Origin of the sequence: Enterococcus sp. S22(2020), assembly GCF_020295385.1 — a bacterium.
Lineage (GTDB): Bacteria > Bacillota > Bacilli > Lactobacillales > Enterococcaceae > Enterococcus_L > Enterococcus_L dunnyi.
Genome location: NZ_JACFUD010000001.1, coordinates 549,491 through 567,366, shown reverse-complemented (window position 1 = coordinate 567,366; position 17,876 = coordinate 549,491). Strand labels below are relative to the sequence as shown.

General features: G+C 39.4%; 16 protein-coding genes and 1 riboswitch. Of the genes, 14 read left to right on the top strand and 2 right to left on the bottom strand.

The window, feature by feature from the left end; translation table 11 throughout:
* Positions 1-40 precede the first annotated feature (40 nt).
* Positions 41-1,555 carry a lysozyme gene (locus H3T55_RS02620; RefSeq protein WP_225532826.1) on the bottom strand — a complete coding sequence of 505 codons (1,515 nt, stop codon included), beginning with the start codon at positions 1,553-1,555 and terminating at the stop codon, positions 41-43.
* Positions 1,556-1,925: 370 nt separating this feature from the next.
* Positions 1,926-2,094: riboswitch (M-box (ykoK) riboswitch) on the top strand.
* Between the two features lie 131 nt (positions 2,095-2,225).
* On the opposite strand from H3T55_RS02620, the gene H3T55_RS02615 reads away from it, so the two are divergent.
* The 7 genes from H3T55_RS02615 to H3T55_RS02585 all read left to right on the top strand — a co-directional run bounded on the left by H3T55_RS02615 (position 2,226) and on the right by H3T55_RS02585 (position 12,675).
* Positions 2,226-3,143 (top strand): LCP family protein, encoded by a 918-nt coding sequence (locus tag H3T55_RS02615; RefSeq protein ID WP_225532827.1) that lies wholly within the window; start codon positions 2,226-2,228, stop codon positions 3,141-3,143.
* A gap of 142 nt (positions 3,144-3,285) precedes the next feature.
* Complete coding sequence (locus tag H3T55_RS02610; protein WP_225532828.1) at positions 3,286-4,620, top strand: FAD-dependent oxidoreductase; 1,335 nt, start codon at positions 3,286-3,288, stop codon at positions 4,618-4,620.
* Positions 4,610-6,094: a helix-turn-helix domain-containing protein gene (locus H3T55_RS02605; RefSeq protein WP_225532829.1), complete on the top strand. Its 1,485-nt coding sequence runs from the start codon at positions 4,610-4,612 to the stop codon at positions 6,092-6,094. Before H3T55_RS02610 ends, H3T55_RS02605 begins: the two co-directional genes overlap by 11 nt.
* Before the next feature lie 462 nt (positions 6,095-6,556).
* On the top strand, positions 6,557-8,065 hold the full coding sequence (glpK, locus tag H3T55_RS02600; protein WP_087639343.1) for a glycerol kinase GlpK: 1,509 nt from the start codon (positions 6,557-6,559) through the stop codon (positions 8,063-8,065).
* Between the two features lie 19 nt (positions 8,066-8,084).
* The gene (gene glpO, locus H3T55_RS02595; RefSeq protein ID WP_225532830.1) at positions 8,085-9,917 is read left to right on the top strand and encodes a type 1 glycerol-3-phosphate oxidase; all 1,833 of its coding nucleotides are present in this window, start codon (positions 8,085-8,087) and stop codon (positions 9,915-9,917) included.
* A 1-nt stretch (position 9,918) separates the two neighbouring features.
* Positions 9,919-10,638 carry an MIP/aquaporin family protein gene (locus H3T55_RS02590; RefSeq protein ID WP_088271459.1) on the top strand — a complete coding sequence of 240 codons (720 nt, stop codon included), beginning with the start codon at positions 9,919-9,921 and terminating at the stop codon, positions 10,636-10,638.
* 306 nt (positions 10,639-10,944) lie between these two features.
* Positions 10,945-12,675 carry a Na/Pi cotransporter family protein gene (locus H3T55_RS02585; RefSeq protein WP_225532831.1) on the top strand — a complete coding sequence of 577 codons (1,731 nt, stop codon included), beginning with the start codon at positions 10,945-10,947 and terminating at the stop codon, positions 12,673-12,675.
* A 46-nt stretch (positions 12,676-12,721) separates the two neighbouring features.
* Here H3T55_RS02585 and H3T55_RS02580 read toward each other — a convergent pair whose 3' ends face one another.
* On the bottom strand, positions 12,722-13,276 hold the full coding sequence (locus tag H3T55_RS02580; RefSeq protein ID WP_225532832.1) for an AAA family ATPase: 555 nt from the start codon (positions 13,274-13,276) through the stop codon (positions 12,722-12,724).
* 120 nt (positions 13,277-13,396) lie between these two features.
* On the opposite strand from H3T55_RS02580, the gene H3T55_RS02575 reads away from it, so the two are divergent.
* The 7 genes from H3T55_RS02575 (at position 13,397) to H3T55_RS02545 (ending at position 17,871) form a co-directional block, all read left to right on the top strand.
* Positions 13,397-14,326 carry an alpha/beta fold hydrolase gene (locus H3T55_RS02575; protein WP_225532833.1) on the top strand — a complete coding sequence of 310 codons (930 nt, stop codon included), beginning with the start codon at positions 13,397-13,399 and terminating at the stop codon, positions 14,324-14,326.
* 115 nt (positions 14,327-14,441) lie between these two features.
* The gene (locus H3T55_RS02570; protein WP_225532834.1) at positions 14,442-14,981 is read left to right on the top strand and encodes a 5-formyltetrahydrofolate cyclo-ligase; all 540 of its coding nucleotides are present in this window, start codon (positions 14,442-14,444) and stop codon (positions 14,979-14,981) included.
* Between the two features lie 9 nt (positions 14,982-14,990).
* Positions 14,991-15,692, top strand: coding sequence for a rhomboid family intramembrane serine protease (locus H3T55_RS02565; protein ID WP_225532835.1), 702 nt, complete (start codon positions 14,991-14,993; stop codon positions 15,690-15,692).
* A 77-nt stretch (positions 15,693-15,769) separates the two neighbouring features.
* Entirely contained in the window at positions 15,770-15,988 is a 219-nt protein-coding gene (locus H3T55_RS02560; RefSeq protein ID WP_087639351.1) for a YqgQ family protein, read from the top strand.
* Positions 15,989-16,960, top strand: a complete 972-nt coding sequence (locus H3T55_RS02555) for an ROK family glucokinase (RefSeq protein WP_087639352.1) — start codon at positions 15,989-15,991, stop codon at positions 16,958-16,960.
* Between the two features lie 15 nt (positions 16,961-16,975).
* Entirely contained in the window at positions 16,976-17,374 is a 399-nt protein-coding gene (locus tag H3T55_RS02550) for a rhodanese-like domain-containing protein (protein WP_087639353.1), read from the top strand.
* A gap of 137 nt (positions 17,375-17,511) precedes the next feature.
* The gene (locus H3T55_RS02545; RefSeq protein ID WP_225532836.1) at positions 17,512-17,871 is read left to right on the top strand and encodes a DUF488 domain-containing protein; all 360 of its coding nucleotides are present in this window, start codon (positions 17,512-17,514) and stop codon (positions 17,869-17,871) included.
* Positions 17,872-17,876 lie beyond the last annotated feature (5 nt).

Sequence of the window (17,876 nt, the reverse complement as noted above, 5' to 3'; positions counted from 1 at the left end):
TTGATTAGTTAATTCGTTGGATTAGTTATTTTTATTGATATTATTTTTGTAAAAATACCTGCGCATTTGTATAAGCATTGGTATCACCAGGGAACCAGCGTTTCAATTTAGTTGCCAATTCAACGGCGCGTTCATTATTTTCGATATTGATGATTTGTAGATAAAATTTGCCATCACTTTGTTTGCCATAGGAAACACGAGTGGATAGAAAATATTGGCAGAATTTCTCGCGTAAATTACCACGCAAACGATTACTGATGGCTTGCCAGTCTTTTGGTAAATTATCGATTTCGACCCAGTTGTATTTTTTATCTGCTTGAGGGACGACTTTCATGTCACGCTGGTCGTAAGCAGGGATTTGTCCTTTTGTTAATCGTAGACACTCAGACGTCATGTAGTCTGTCCATTCCGGTTTGATACCGACGACTTTGACCATCAAATGTGTAGGATATTCGATCAAAAAGACATTGCCGTTGGTCAACATCGGCCAAGTGTTTTGGCGGACGAATTCAGCCATGCTTTTTGCGCCGGATTCCAGCGGAATATCATTGATGATCGTTTTGTACAAGGTCCCGTTTTTGACTTCCGGATTTTGGTTGTGCCCCTGATTCATAAAGGGTTCATTAGTGATGAACCAAATCGTCCGATCCATTAGATCCTGTTCTAAGACCCAAAGATTTCCTAACGTGGGACTACTGATCAGGTATTGGTAAGGACTGCGGGATTCAGCGGTCGGTGCGACTTGACTGATCGTGTATTCTTGTCCCAAGTATTTTTTCTCTAATACGCGTCTGCTCCAATGGATACTGGCATTTGTTGCAGCAGTACTCAGTCGAACTTTTAGCCCAACGTTGAATTTAGCTGCTGGAGCCAGAGATAGGTCTTGTTCGTAGATCCATTTGCGGTAGCTTGTTTCATTGGAGCTGATCAAGACTTCATATTCGGAGCTTTCCCATTTTGAGCTAAGTGTGTGTATTTCTTCAACTTTGTAATATTGATTGACACGGTTGGCTGGGATCGGTTCGTTAGAAGACCATGGAGAAGTGATTTTTGCGCCGCCGGATAACAACACAATATTTCCAACTTTTACTTTACAAGGTCTGCTTGGAAAAGGAGCTTCTAAAAAAAGTGCTGCTTCTGCAGCTCTACGATTCACTAAGCCTTGTAAAATTTGTCCATTACTATAAACATATCGCTTCATCTCAGTTGCTGCTGCTTGCCATTGTTGACTATTTAGATAAGAAAGCAGCGGTGAATTATATAAAATATCAGGTCCTAAATTAAAGTGAAAGCTCGCAAGTGCATCAAATTGATTTTGATTCAATTGAACTTTTACATATTTAAAGATTCCTGAAGCATGAGTCAACAGATCTTCTTTCAAGAAAGCTTCTGCTTGTGCTTGTGTAATCGACATGCCTGCGTAGACCCCCTTAGTATGTCCGTAACCGATCGTCCAGACACCAGCTGAATCTTGATAGGCAGTTAAACGCAGCCCTTCAAATTGTTTTACTAAAGTAACTCCTTTTTGTGAAATAGTCATTCCTTCATTTACCATAATATTGTTCCTCCATTTAATATAGTTGGTTGTATCTCAAAACTAGATTTAAGATCATTTGAATCGATAGCACGTCTGCTAGAGTGGAATTCCTAAATACAGTTTATATTTTTTTAATAGAGCAGAACTATCGAGAATCTGTCGTTTTTCTTTGTGTATTCCGTTTTAAAAAAATAGAAAGTAGTTATTTTGAGCGGTTTTATAAGAAAATGTAAAGAGGATTTATACAGTAACTTTTGTTATTATTTGTTGTGGAAAGGATAGTGGTGAGCATAATCAAGTTTTGTTACAAAAAGGGTAGTAAAATGAAATATTTTTTATAAAATTTAATTTGACTTTGTGAAGCGATACGCTTATAGTTTTAAATGAAATAAATACTTGTTAGGTGAGGCTCCTATGTAAACACAGGCTGCTGCTCAGAAATGTCGAAAGACAGGTACGGGTAGGACAAAAATCGTCGAATTAAGGCGTTTTTCTAAGCAGCTAAAAGCAATGCTTTTTACGTTATATAGTGCTAAAACTCAACGAAGAGAAGAACTAGGTCGATCTGTCTGCGTTTATGCAGTTCTCAGATAATTATCCAAGTACTTTATCCCCTTCGCTGAGTGTTCTTGGTGAAGGATTTTTCTTTTCCAAAGGAATACATGTGAGCTGTAGAAAGGAATGTACAATGAAGAAACCGATACGAATATTGATCATCACGCTGTTATCTATCCTTCTTGTGATCGTAAGTGCGGGCTGTTATGCGGCAATCTCATTTCAGTCAGCAAGAGAAGAAAGTGAAGCAAAACTATCCCCGATCAATCAAAATTTTACTGGTGATGAACAAACAAGTGATAAAGAACTGACTGTTATGGTCGTAGGAAATGATTCGCGCGACGATGATGAGGATCAAGGACGGTCTGATACGTTGATGGTGGGTCATTATGACGGTAAAACGAAGCAACCAAAATTGATTTCTATTATGAGAGATAGTTATATGACATTTCCGGATGGCAGCCTTGATAAAATCAATGCAGCATATGCCTATGGTGGAGCACAGATGACAAAAGAAGTCCTCAATACTAATTTTGATCTACCGATCAATTATTACGTTGTGATGGATTTTAAAGAGTTTAGTGATATCATTGATGAGCTTTATCCAAAAGGTGTGAAAATAGATGCTGAGAAGGACATTAATTTAGATGGTGTCGATATTCTAAAAGGGGAACAAGTCATGGACGGCAATACTTTATTGCAATATGCCCGTTTTAGAATGGATGAAGAAGGCGATTTTGGCCGAATCAGACGACAACAGCAAGTAATGGATGCGTTGATCGACCAATCGAAAGATTTGATCCCAATTTGGGAACTGCCTCAGGTCGCAGGAAAAATCGTCGGGAAAATCGACACCAATGTTCCGACAAGCTTGTTTATTGATCTAGCGAAGGATTTTCTGACAGGAAAAGTCAAACCACTAGAATCACTTTCAGTTCCGATAGAAGGCAGCTGGAATTTTAATGATGATACTCCATCAGGCAGTGTGATCGAGCTGGATGCACCTAAAAATGCAGATGCGATCCAGGAATTTTTGAAAGATACTAAATAGAACTATTTAAAAGGAGCAGTATATAACTCTATGGGTTATGTTCTGCTCTTTTTTTCGTTTTAGTTTATTTTCATGCGTTTTAGTTACGCATATGCTATCCTTTAAGAAAACGGTTTAGTAATTTTTGAAAGAAGGTCATGCAGTGAAAGTTGTGATTATTGGTGCATCATTCGCAGGAGTTTCAGCAGCTCTTACGATTCGAAAAAAATATCCTGAAGCTGTGATTTATCTGGTTGAAAAGCAAGCGACAGTCGGTTACCTGCCAGGTGGATTGACACTCTATTATAACGAAGCTGTAGATACGGTCGAAGAGCTTCGCTTTGTTTCAGAACAGCAGTTGAAAGAAAACAGGATCGAGTTATTGTTGAATGCAAAAGTAGTGAGCATGGATTCAAATCAGCAGGTCATCCACTATCAACGATCAGACGAGCTCAATATCTTATCCTTTGATAAGTTGATTTTAGCTACAGGTTCCAGCCAATGGTCAACGAAAATCATGGGGAGCGATTCTGAGAAGGTGCTCAAGTATAAATTTTTACCTGGCGTCAAGCAAGCGATCGCTCAGCTGGAAAATTGCAAAGAGGTTGCATTGATCGGCGGTGGTCAAATTGGTGCAGAAGCTGCTGATACGCTGTTAAGTAAAGGGATAAGTGTTCATTTATATGAACGAATGGACTATCTATTATTTAAATATTTTGATCAAGAGATGATTTTACCTGTGCAACAGGAGATGAAAAAAAGAGGGGTAGTGTTTCATTTTGATGAAACGGTTGAAAAAATCGTAGAGAAGGACGATGGATTACAGATAGAAACGCAACATTCTCATCGAACGGTCGATCGAGCTGTTTTTGCAATGAATGTCCGGCCAGACTTAAGTTATTTGGATGAAAAAATCGATAGCCACACAGATCAAACTGTTTATGTGGATCACTATTTACAAACATCTCATCAAAATATCTTTGCAATAGGTGATTGTATTCAAGTGCCATATAGCTTAACAAATGATTCTTTCTATATACCCTTAGTGAATAATGCAGTTAGAGCTGGTGCTGTAGTTGCTCAAAATATACTAGAACCTACGACAAAATTTATTGGCTCGCTTCGTACGATCGGTACGAAGCTTGTTGATTATTATGTAGCAAGTACAGGTTTGACTGAAGCAGAAGGCCTTTTTCATGATCAGCCGATCGAAGTTGCTCATTTAAAGCAAACGAGTTCTTTATTTTCTGGAGAAAAAGAGATTTCTGGGAAAATTATTTTTGAAAAGGAAAGTCATCGGATTTTGGGCGCTCAGCTGGTATCAAAAGCTGATATTCTGGATAAGATCAACACGCTTGCGTTAGGCATTCAGACAGAACAAACATTAGAGCAATTTTATCAAAAAGATTTTTTATACCATCCTTATTTCTCCACAGTTATGGATATCACAAATCAACTCGCGTTTACTGCTTTATGGAGTGATGCCAATGAAAACTGAAGAATTACTAGACAAAAAAGAAGCAAGAGAAATCCAAATACTGAAAAAAGTGATCTTAGCCGGCGGTCGTATGGAAGACACTGAGCTGTTGAATCATTTAGGTGTATCAAAGGCATCTTTTGAAAGTGATTTAAAAGAATTAGGTTATTATTTAAATCCATATAGTAAAGACTGTCGCTTATTTTATGATGGACAATGGGTTTCTGTAGAAATGTCCGATCGATTTTCAGTCAGTAAAGTCGTTGATGATTATATACGGGCATCGATCAAGTTTCAGCTGATCGATCATCTGTTTCATTATCGAGAGTTTACTATGGCTCAGTTGACAACAAAATTTATGATCAGTGAATCTTCCTTATTTCGAAAAATCAAAGAGTTGAACCAGCTGCTGACTGAATTCGGTCTGAAAATCCGAAATGGACAGCTAAAAGGTGAAGAACTGCAGATTCGATATTTTTATTTTCAAGTTTATTGGTTTTTGACACCATACGAACAGCACAGGGAGCGCACCTTGACACAGCAGAATATCCGAATTATCGAAGCTCTGGAAAAAGCCCTGTCGCTCTCCTTTGAGGAATATGGAAAACTGAAGATCAGTCTGTGGTTGACGATCAGCAAAAAAAGGTTGGCAGTTCAGTCTAAAACATTTAAAGAAGTCCGAAATAAAAGCCAGAACCTTGAGCAGGATCCTTTTTTTAAAACGATTCGTTCGTTCGTATTGCGTTTTTTTAGTCGTTATCCGCTTGAGATCGATGAAGAAGAAAGTATGCTGCATTTTATTTTCTTAACAAGTATGTCTGTTTTAACTGAAACTGATTTTATCCAGTATAGCTTGGTACGCGGACGGCGCACACCGTCTTCCTTAGCGGACACATTTGTTTTGGAACACGTGATTTTATACTATCGTCCACAAAAATTTTATCCTGAATTGGAAAAAAAGATCTTTTATTACTTCTCACAGATTCATAGCAGGCTTTATTTTTTTAAAGGAGAATTAGAGCTATTCGACAAGGAGAATATTTGGCAAAAAGAGCAACAATTATCCAGTCATCGTTTAGGTGAATTTGCTCATGTTCTTTTGGATAAAAGTCTTAGTTACTTGGGTGAACGTTATGAGCCTGGAAATAGTCTGCATGAATGGTCGTTGGTGAAATATTTAAGTGTGCTTTCGATCATTGATTTTGAAATCATTGGAGAAGTCCGTGTAGGCATCGATTTAAAAATGGATTTGCTATACAAAGAAGCAATGACTCAAGTATTGGTTTTAAGCTTGAAAAATTTGAACGGCTTAACGATCGAACCATATGATCCGAAGTACACTTATGATCTTTTGATCACTAATGTAATGAATCCGCCAGTGTACCGATCTGTTGGAGAGATTTATATATTATCCGAACTTGGATCAACGTATGACATCGAGCAAATTCGTAAGAAAATCCGAGGGTATCACGGAAATAGGAAAAAAGAAGGCTGAGTGAAGTTGAGGAAAATTTTTCAGCTTCTTCCTTGTCCTTAGTGGATTTTTAGTAAAAACATTCATTTATTTTAAAAATAAAAAAAAAGATGACATTTTTAGGAATCAATTTGCGTATATTATAAGTTCATGAAATATAAAGCGTTTTCAATTTTGTTTAGGATTACAATTTGATTCTGAACGAGCCCACTACACTTTTATTATTATCCAGTTCCACGGGCTTGTCTCTCGGAAAAAAGACAAAAAATAGAAGCGGCGAAAAGCACCGCTTAGATTTTTTCCTATTTTTCTGTCGAGTCAAGACGAGCCCACTACACTTTTATTGTTATCTAGTTCCACGGGCTTGTCTCTCGGAAAAAAGATAAAAAATGGAAACGGCGAAAAGCACCGTTCAATTTTTTCCTATTTTTCTGTCGAGTCAGAACGAGCCCACTACACTTTTATTATTTAGGAGGAATTACAATGTCAGAACAAAAGTACATCATGGCGATCGATCAAGGGACTACTTCATCACGAGCAATTATTTTTGACAAAAAAGGGAACAATGTTGGAAGCTCACAGAAGGAATTTACACAGTATTTTCCAAAAGCAGGCTGGGTCGAACATAATGCAAATGAAATTTGGAATTCAGTACAATCGGTTATCGCAGGCGCTTTGATCGAATCTGGCGTTCGCCCAACAGACATTGCTGGTATTGGGATCACTAATCAACGTGAAACAACCGTTGTTTGGGATAAACAGACTGGTCTTCCCATTCATAATGCAGTGGTTTGGCAGTCACGTCAATCTTCGCCGATCGCAGATCAGCTAAAAGAGGATGGACATGGTGACATGATCCATGAAAAAACTGGTTTGATCGTAGATGCTTACTTTTCTGCCACAAAAATTCGTTGGATCCTAGATAATGTCGAAGGTGCTCAAGAACGTGCTGAAAAAGGTGAATTGCTTTTTGGAACGATCGATACATGGCTAGTTTGGAAACTGACAGGCGGAGAAACACACGTAACAGATTACTCGAACGCCAGCAGAACAATGCTATTTAATATCCATGACTTAGATTGGGATCAAGATATTTTAGATATTTTAAATATCCCGCGTGTGATGCTGCCAAAAGCAACTTCTAACTCTGAAGTATATGGCTTAACGAAGAATTACCATTTTTATGGTAGTGAAATTCCGATTTCTGGTATGGCTGGAGACCAACAAGCAGCATTATTCGGCCAAATGGCTTTTGAACCTGGAATGGTCAAAAATACGTACGGTACAGGCTCATTTATTGTAATGAATACAGGAGAAAAACCACAGCTTTCAGATAATAACTTATTAACAACGATCGGTTATGGGATCAATGGAAAAGTCTATTATGCTTTAGAAGGAAGTATTTTTGTCGCTGGTTCAGCTGTTCAATGGCTGAGAGATGGCTTAAAAATGATCCAAACAGCTGCAGAATCAGAAGCAGTCGCAAATGAATCTCATAATAAAAATGAAGTATACGTAGTGCCTGCTTTTACCGGACTGGGCGCTCCTTATTGGGATTCTGATGCTAGAGGAGCGGTCTTCGGTTTGACTCGCGGGACAACGAGAGAAGATTTTGTCAAAGCGACACTACAATCAGTGGCTTATCAGGTACGAGATATCATTGATACGATGAAAAATGATACAGGCATCGATATCCCGATCTTAAAGGTAGATGGCGGTGCAGCCAATAACGATTTATTGATGCAATTTCAAGCAGATATTTTAAATACCTCTGTTCAAAAAGCTCAAAATCTTGAAACAACTGCTTTAGGTGCAGCTTTCTTGGCAGGCTTAGCAGTTGGCTTCTGGAAAGATCTGGATGAATTAAAAGCGTTCTATGAAGAAGGACAAATCTTTGAGACAAAAATGTCAGATGCTGAACGCGATGATTTGTATGAAGGCTGGCAGCAGGCCGTTGCAGCAACACAAATGTTTAAGCATAAATCGAAATAGAAGGAAGAGGTGAACAGTGATGACATTTTCAATAAAAACAAGAGAAAAATCGATCGAAACCTTGAAAAACGAACAATTAGACTTGTTGATTATTGGCGGAGGAATTACAGGAGCAGGTGTTGCACTGCAAGCAAGCGCTACTGGAATGAAGACCGGTTTGATCGAAATGCAGGATTTTGCTGAAGGAACCTCTTCACGTTCTACGAAATTAGTTCATGGCGGGATTCGTTATTTGAAAAATTTCGATGTCGAAGTCGTGGGGGATACAGTACAGGAGCGGGCGGTCGTTCAAGCCATTGCTCCTCATATCCCCAAACCTGATCCCATGCTTTTACCGATTTATGATGAGCCGAAGGCGACTTTCAACATGTTTTCAGTCAAGGTTGCAATGGATCTATATGACCGTTTAGCGAACGTGATCGGTACCAAATATGAAAACTATACATTAACAAAAGAAGAGGTCTTAGAGCGTGAGCCCCAACTTAAACGTGAAGGACTGCAAGGTGGCGGTGTCTATCTAGATTTTAGAAACAATGATGCTAGACTGGTGATCGAAAATATCAAACGCGCATCTCAAGATGGTGGAGCAATGGTCAGTAAAGTCAAAGCAGTCGGATTTATTTATGAACATGGGAAAATCAGTGGAGTCAAAGCAAAAGACTTATTAACAGGTGAAGAGTTTGAGATCAAAGCCAATATCGTGATCAATACAACTGGTCCATGGTCTGATAAAGTTCGCGGACTGGATACCAAGGAAAAATTGATTCCGCAAATGCGTCCGACCAAAGGTGTTCACTTAGTTGTCGACAGCAGTAAGCTGTTTGTGCCCCAACCAACGTATTTTGATACAGGCAAACACGATGGCCGGATGGTCTTCGTTGTTCCAAGAGAAAAGAAAACGTATTTTGGTACGACAGATACGGACTATACGGGTGATTATGAACATCCAACAGTGACTCAGGAAGATGTAGATTACTTGCTGGAAATCGTCAACAATCGCTATCCTGAAGCAAATGTGACGATCGATGATATCGAATCAAGCTGGGCTGGACTGCGTCCGCTGATTTCTGAAAATGGTGGTTCAGATTATAATGGCGGGAATAATGGAAAGGTCTCTGACCAAAGTTTTGATCAGGTCATTGATATCGTTGAAAAATATCGGCAAAAAACAGCCACTCGTTTTGATGTAGAAAATGTCTTAAATCACTTAGAAGATTCCTTGTCTGAAAGCAAAGAAAACCCATCAGCTGTTTCTAGAGGAAGCTTGCTGGAGCGTTCTGAGGATGGTTTGTTGACCTTATCTGGCGGAAAAATCACTGATTACCGTAAAATGGCTGAAGGTGCGCTTAAAGAAATTCAACGTATCCTAAAAGAAGAATTTAATAAAACTATTGAGTTGATCGATTCGAAAACATATGCAGTCTCTGGTGGAGATATCGATGCTGCCAATGCTGAAGCAGAATTGAAAGCGTTAGCAAGATATGGCGTTGAGCAAGGATTACCTGAGGAGGATGCAGAATATTTGGCTCATTTATATGGCTCAAATGTGACACAGCTCTTTGAAAAAGTCTCTGAGACAACACCAGTTGCTGGTTTGACTTTAGCAGAAACATTAGGGTTACATTATGCCCTTGAAAACGAAATGACGTTGACTCCTTCTGATTATCTCATTCGCAGAACGAATCATGTATTGTTTATGCGAGATACACTGGACACAGTCAAACAAGGAGTTATTTCTGAAATGGCCAATTACTATGAGTGGTCTGAACAACAAAAAGCAGACTATGAACAAGAATTGAATCAATTAATAGCGGAATCTGATTTAACGACATTGAAAGAAGGAGCGAAGTAAAATGGATACTTCTAGTATGACACAGATTTTTAGTGAGTTTTTAGGAACAATGATTTTGATTCTTTTAGGTGATGGCGTGTGTGCTGCTGTTAATCTGAAAAAAAGCAAAGCAGAAGCTTCCGGCTGGATTGTGATTGCTTTTGGTTGGGCAATGGCGGTAACGATGGCGGTTTATATCTCTGGCTTTATGGGACCGGCACATTTGAATCCTGCTGTAACGATAGCAATGGCTATGGCTGGCAATTTTGAATGGGGATTAGTTGTTCCATTCATCATTGCACAGGTTCTAGGAGCTGTTGTTGGCGCGTTCTTAGTTTGGTTGGCTTATTTGCCGCACTGGAATCAAACAGAAGATCAAGGAGCTGTGTTAGGAACATTCGCGACAGGACCTGCGATTCGTAACTATCCAGCAAATATGATCACAGAAATCATTGGTACATTCGTTTTAGTTTTAGGACTGCTGTCATTTTCACAAAATACTATCACTGATGGTTTGACTCCTCTGATCGTTGGTGCATTGATTTTAGCGATCGGTCTATCTCTTGGTGGACCAACAGGCTATGCAATCAATCCAGCTCGTGATTTTGGTCCACGTTTAGCCCATCAATTACTACCGATCTCAACAAAAGGAACCTCTGACTGGGCGTATTCATGGGTACCGATCGTCGGACCTGTTATCGGGGCAGTAATCGCTGCTGGTGTATATATGTTGATGGTTTAATGAAAGAATAAAATGAAAAGCCTGAGGCAAAACTAAAAAATAGTTTTGTTTCGGGCTTTGATTTTGAATAAACGGCGAGAAAAAAAGCAACTGCTTCTTAATTTATCGGAGCTAAACGCTTTTTATCTTAGCCTTTTTTCATGTAGAGTATTTCAGTGGCTTGTAGAAAATGAGGAACCATGAATTTTTAATGAAAATAACAATATTTTATTTACAACCTATGGATTTTTCTGTACTCTTAAAAGTGAAAACGTTTTTGTGTAATGCGTAACAAAGTAAAAAGTCAAGGTAAGAGGAGGAACACGTGTGTCCTATCAAGAGGTTTTATTTCCTTTTCTAGGCGGTTTGGGAATATTTTTGTTCGGTATGAAGTATATGGGAGATGGTTTGCAAAAGTCCGCTGGGGATTCGTTGCGGGAAATCTTAAATACATTTACTTCGACACCTTTACGTTCTGTTTTAGCAGGTTTGATTGTGACCGCAATTATTCAAAGTAGCTCGGGAACAACGGTTTTGACCGTTGGTTTGGTCAGTGTCGGCTTTATGTCTTTACGTCAGGCGATCGGTGTGATCATGGGAGCGAATGTCGGCACGACAGTCACCGCATTTATTATTGGGTTCAATTTAAGCTCGTATGCCTTACCGATCATTGGTGTCGGCTCAATACTACTTTTCTTTTCAAAACGGGAGACAATCAATACGATCGGTCAGATCCTTTTTGGTTTTGGTTGTTTATTTTACGGATTGAAACTAATGGGAGATGGAATGGCGCCGTTAAGTGATTTGCCGCAGTTTTCTGAGCTTATGGTCAATGTGTCTCATCATCCAGTTTTAGGGGTAGGAATCGGGACGTTATTGACAATGGTGTTGCAAAGCTCCAGTGCGACGATCGGAATTTTACAACAGCTTTATAGTCAGGGGAGTTTAGCGATCGGTTCAGTGCTACCGATTCTATTTGGTGACAATATTGGTACGACGATCACGGCGGTCATTGCTGCTTTAGGTGTCAGCGTGGCTGCAAAGAGAACTGCCGCAGCGCATGTGATTTTCAATTTGATCGGGGCGATTATTTTTACGACATTGTTGACACCATTCACAGCTGTTGTTGTTCGTATTTCAGATGTGTTTAATCTTCAGCCGGCAATGCAGATCGCTGTTGCTCATGGTCTATTCAATGTATCGAATTTATTGATCCAATTTTGGTTTATCGACAAAATCGAATTACTTGTGCGAAAAATCATTCCAGGAAAAGATAAAAGTATTGATTTCAAACCGTCGAATCTGAATGAATCTATTATTCAAAGCTCAACAACTTTAGCACTTAATCAGGCGAAGATCGAGTTGCTGCAAATGGGTGATTATGTTCTTGGCGCTTTCGATGCAACGAAAGCCTATTATGAAAATCAGCATGAGATCGATAAAGAAAATGCTGGTCAATATGAAACAGCCATCAATGACATCGACAACCGTTTAACGGAATATCTCGTTCAGCTTTCGGCTGTAGAATTATCGATAGCTGAAAGTCATGAACAAACGATGATGCTGGAGCTGACGAAAGATCTTGAACGGATCGGTGATCATTGCCGAAACATTATCCAAAATCTTACAGAAGCAATTCAGCTTGAAAAGAAGCAAAAAGCAAAAGACAAGAAGGCTGGAAAAGTGTCTGAACGGGACTCTCTGATTTTATATGATGAAGATGTGGTCGATCTATTTGAAAAAGTCATGAAAAACATTCGTGATTCTTTGGTTGCCTTTGAAAATGATGACAAAGAGATGGCTGCTCACATGCTGGATCGAGAGGAACAAATCGATCAAATGGTCAAAAAGCTCCGGAAAAAATATATTTCAACAATGAACAGTGGTAAGGGGCGTGCCGCAGATGGCGTTTTATTTATTGACATTGCGTCGAATTTGGAACGAATGAGTGATCGGACGATCCATATTGCGAAATACATTTTAGGGGAACGATACGGGACCGAGGAGATCGTGGTCGATCAATCGGTCAATCCTGTGATCACGCTACAATCGGAATGAGATCGAATAAAAGAAGAAGCTGATACCAACAACATGTAGCTCGGTATCAGCTTCTTCTTTTATATTGCTTGTGAAATGCGTCGATGATTAAGTGATGTAATGTTTCCAAGGAATTATCACTATTTAGCTTTAGAACCGGACTTACTGAATGTTCAATTTGGTAGCGGTGCTCAGCATAGGTTCCTATATCTGAAGGATTCTGAGCAGTATAGTAGGTTTTGCACCATTCAATAAACTCATTTGTTTGCTCACCATTTTCATCAAGGATCAGTGCAGAATCGCCCCCTCTTTCGACTTCTCTTTTTTTCAGGCGCTCCATTCGCAGATCTTCATCGAGAAAAAGAAAAACCAATAGGTCACGATCCATAAAGCCTTCAGGATTCCAGCCAAAGACGGAGCCGGAAGCAATGAAGTCTTTAAATAATTTGCGGTCATTTTGATAGCGTTTCAAACGTTCAGGGATAGCATGAGCCTTTGTGAAGGTGTCGTCTTGCCAAATGTAGCAGTCAGTATCGATCCATTTCACCAGTTCTTTTTCAGCAATATATTGGCCCAAAGTACTTTTTCCGGTGCCGGAAGCACCAATGATTTGAATTTTCATCATGTCACTCCTTTCTTTAAAGGAACTGCCTGTATTTTTTGTAGCTAAAACTAAAGATGGGTAGTAATTCGCTCAGTGCTAACATATAATATATAGTATCAATCGAGAAGAGGGATGGCAATGGAACATCAAACTTTTTTGTCAGCAGATCAGAAGACAGACAATCATTTGATTTACTGGACAACAGAGAAAACACCGGTCGCAACGATCCAACTGATTCATGGGATGGCAGAATATATCGAGCGCTATCATGATTTTGCCGTTTACTTAAATGATCTAGGCTTTATCGTTGTTGGTCATGACCATTTAGGACATGGAGCATCGATTTCTGCAGAACATTCAACGCATGGATACTTCGGCAAGGGTGATTCGATCGGATTTGTGCTAGAGGATATCGACCAGGTCAACAGCTGGATCGCAGAGAAATATCCCGAACTTCCGCATTTTATGCTTGGTCACAGCATGGGCTCGTTTGCTTTGCGGACGTATTTACAGGAATATAACCCTCAAATCAGCGGGGCTATTTTCATGGGAACGGGTCAAAAAGCTGCAATGCTGCCACTTGCATTATCCTTAACAGGCGGCTTAAACAAGACATTTCCTAAAAAAATTAATAAAAAATTGGATCAGTTAGCATTTGGTTCATTCAATAAACATTTCCCGGAACCAGGATTTTTTAACTGGTTAAGTAAAAATCAGGAAAATGTTCGACGATATGAGCAAGACCCGTTGACAGGTTTTACTTTTACTAACAACGGCTTTTATACACTATTTCGATTGGTCGATAAGGCAAATCGAAAAGGCTGGGCTGAAAACATTGAGAAAAACATCCCGATATTGGTTATTAGCGGAGAACAAGATCCAGTCGGTGACTTTGGTAAAGGACCTAGAAAAGTTGCCAAAGAATTAGACCAAGCAGCTATCGATGTAGCGTTGGTTCTCTTTGCTGAGCTGCGGCATGAAATTTTGCTGGAAGAAGAGAAAAAGGAAGTTTATAAAGCAATCAGCAGCTGGCTGCAAAAAAAGTTGCTTGATTCTGAAAATCACTAAGCATCTGTTTGCTATTTCGGGTATTTTTCTATAAACTTATAAGGTAAGTCAAAAATTGAGATAAGAAGTATTGGAATACTGTATTTTAGGGAATTTTCTATCTAGGAGGGGTTGGATGGAGAAGGCACGTTTAAGAACATTAGGCTTGGCGAATTTGAAATGGCTCCATGATCATCCAGCACTAAAAGAACAAAAGGAATACTTGATCAGTCAACAGTTATTCAACGATCCTCTCTGGCAAAAAGCGCAAACGATCGCAATCACGAAGCCGATGGATTTTGAATTTGATACGCATATTTTGTTAAAGCAGGGCTGGGCAGAAGGCAAGTCGATGCTGATGCCTGTTACAAATACTGAGCGGCGTCTGTCCTTTCATTCAGTTGGGCTGGAAACTAAATTTACAAAGACTGCTTTTGGTGTCGAAGAGCCCGTTGATGAACCTGAGGTAGGCCGTGAGGCGATTGATTTATTGATTGTACCGGGAATCGTGTTTACTCGTTCGGGGTTTCGGATTGGTTTTGGCGGCGGATTTTATGATCGATTTTTGCTGCAGTTCCAAGGAGAAACATGTAGTTTGGTATTCAGTGAACAAATTCAAGAGCACTGGCCGATCGAGTCTTTTGATCAGCCGGTAAAACGATTATTTATCAGCTAGGAGGAATACATGAATTATCAAACTCAAATGAAATTAAAACGACTATTCAATCAGCCGTTGGTGACATATCTATTGCTTGGTATCACGACGCTGGTATTTTTGGGGATGGAGCTTTCAGGTGGTTCGACGAGCAGTCAGGTATTGATCGATTGGGGCGCGATGTCTCGCGCTGAAATTATTTATTTGCATGAATATTGGCGTCTTTTCACTCCTATGTTTTTGCATATTGGCTGGCTGCATTTTGTCGTAAACATGGTTACCTTGTATTATGTCGGTTCTCAGGTTGAAAGCATTTATGGACATTGGCGTTATTTAGCAATTTATCTGCTTAGCGGAGTGGCAGGAAATATTGCCAGCTTTGCTTTTGGTTCACAAAATGCAATTTCAGCAGGTGCTAGTACGTCATTGTTTGGATTATTTGGTGCATTTGTTATTTTAGGTCGCCATTTTAGAAACAATCCTGCGATTTCCTTTATGGTACAACGTTATGCAACGTTTATCGGTATCAATCTGATTTTTAATTTGTTTAGTAGTCAAGTAGATATCATGGGCCATATTGGCGGATTGATCGGTGGTTTTTTGACTGCCACGGTGTTAGCGGTACCGGATCGTTCAGATGAATTCAATATCCATGAACGAATTATTTCAGGAATCTTTTTTGTATTTTTACTAGGCGTATGCTTCGTCTTGGGTTTTAAAAAATACAGTTAGCTTGTATAATGATTGAGTGGATCAATAGATGTATGGTGGTCGATCTGCTCTAGTTTTTATAAGGAAGTGCAGGTAAAATGGAAACGTTATACGATGTGCAGCAGTTATTTAAACAATTCGGGATCTATATTTATGTTGGTGCGAGAATCTATGATATCGAGCTGATGATGATCGAATTGAAAAATATTTATGAAAGTCGTTTGATCGACAAAGACACCTATCTTCATGCAAGAAGTGTCTTGCAAAGAGAACATCGAATTGAAGAAAGCAGAGCAACTGAGAAAGGAACCGAGTAAATGGACAAGAAACTGATAGGGATTGATTTAGGCGGGACAACGATTAAGTTTGCGATTTTGACTGTAGACGGTGAGATTCAGCAAAAATGGAGCATCGAAACAAATATTCAAGAAGAAGGCAGTCATATCGTGCCGGACATTATTGAATCGATCAATCATCGTCTGTCGCTTTATGGAATGAAACATGAAGATTTTGTTGGCATCGGCATGGGAACTCCAGGCAGTGTCGACATTGAAAAAGGAACAGTTGTAGGGGCTTATAATCTCAACTGGACCAAAAAACAGATGGTCAAAACACAGATCGAAGAAGCAACAGGAATCCCTTTTGTTTTAGATAATGATGCCAATGTAGCTGCTTTAGGCGAACGTTGGAAGGGAGCCGGCGAAAATAATCCCGATGTTGTGTTTATCACACTTGGAACTGGCGTCGGTGGCGGAATCATCGCAGAAGGTAACTTACTGCATGGGGTGAACGGCTGTGCTGGTGAAATCGGACATGTTACCGTAGATCCTGGTGGTTTTGAATGTACATGTGGAAAACGCGGCTGTTTAGAAACTGTTTCAAGTGCAACTGGAGTTGTGCGTGTTGCCCGCCATATGTCGGAAGAATATGCAGGTGATTCTAAGCTGAAACAAGCAATCGACGATGGACAAGATGTCTCAAGTAAAGATGTCTTTGACTACGCACAGGCGGATGATCCTTTTGGTCTGATGGTCGTTGATCGTGTTTGTTACTTTTTAGGGCTAGCGGTTGGAAATGTCGGAAATACCTTGAATCCATCTAGTGTTGTTATTGGCGGTGGTGTTTCTGCGGCAGGGGAATTTTTACGTAGCCGCGTCCAAGCTTATTTTGAAGAGTTTACTTTTCCTGAGGTTCGCAACAGCACACAGGTCAAACTAGCGCAATTAGGGAATGAAGCCGGTGTTATCGGAGCAGCTTCTTTAGCTTTACAATTTATGGAGAAACAGTAAGAAAGGGATTTTGGAATGAACGTTTTATGGATTATTAATATTGTTTTAGCAACGATTTTACTAGCAATGGGATTAAATGAGTTATATCTGCGAATTATGGCGAAACGTTCTGCCAAAACGATCACAGAAGCAGAATTTAAAGAAGGCATGAGAAAAGCACAGATCATTGATGTCCGCGAAAAAGATTCTTTCGATGCAGGTCATATTCTTGGTGCGCGTAATATGCCTTATACAACAATCAAAACGACATTGAATTCGATTCGTAAAGACCAACCAGTTTATCTTTATGATCAGAAAAAATCATTGAGTATCCGTACAGCGAACCAATTACGTAAAAATGGCTTTAGTGACGTCTATATTTTAAAAGGCGGCTATGAAGGCTGGACTGGTAAAACGAAGAAGAAAAATATGTAATGAATCAAAACACAGCAGAAATAAACGGTGACTCTATTCAGAACGGCGTTTGTTTCTCTGTGTTTTTTCTTTTTAGTGAACAGCATAATCATTTCTTTTTTTAGCAATTAAGATAAAATAAGAATGAGGTGATTGAAATGATTCAATTGAAGCGTGCCTATGAACCAGCTGGAAAAGAAGATGGTTTTCGAGTATTGGTCGATCGATTATGGCCACGAGGAATGTCAAAGGAAAAAGAGCATCTGGATTTATGGTTGAAGGAAGTTGCACCTAGTAAAGAGTTAAGACAGTGGTTTAATCACGAACAAAATAAATTTCCAGAATTTGTAGAAAAATACCAAGTAGAATTACAGAACGGTGACGCCAAAACAGCCATACAAACGCTTTTGAGGATCGTGCAGAGTTATCCGGTCGTGACATTTATTTATGGTGCGAAAGATCAAACGTATAATAATGCTGTTGCATTGAAAGACATTATAGAAAATAGGTTGGACTAAAAAAT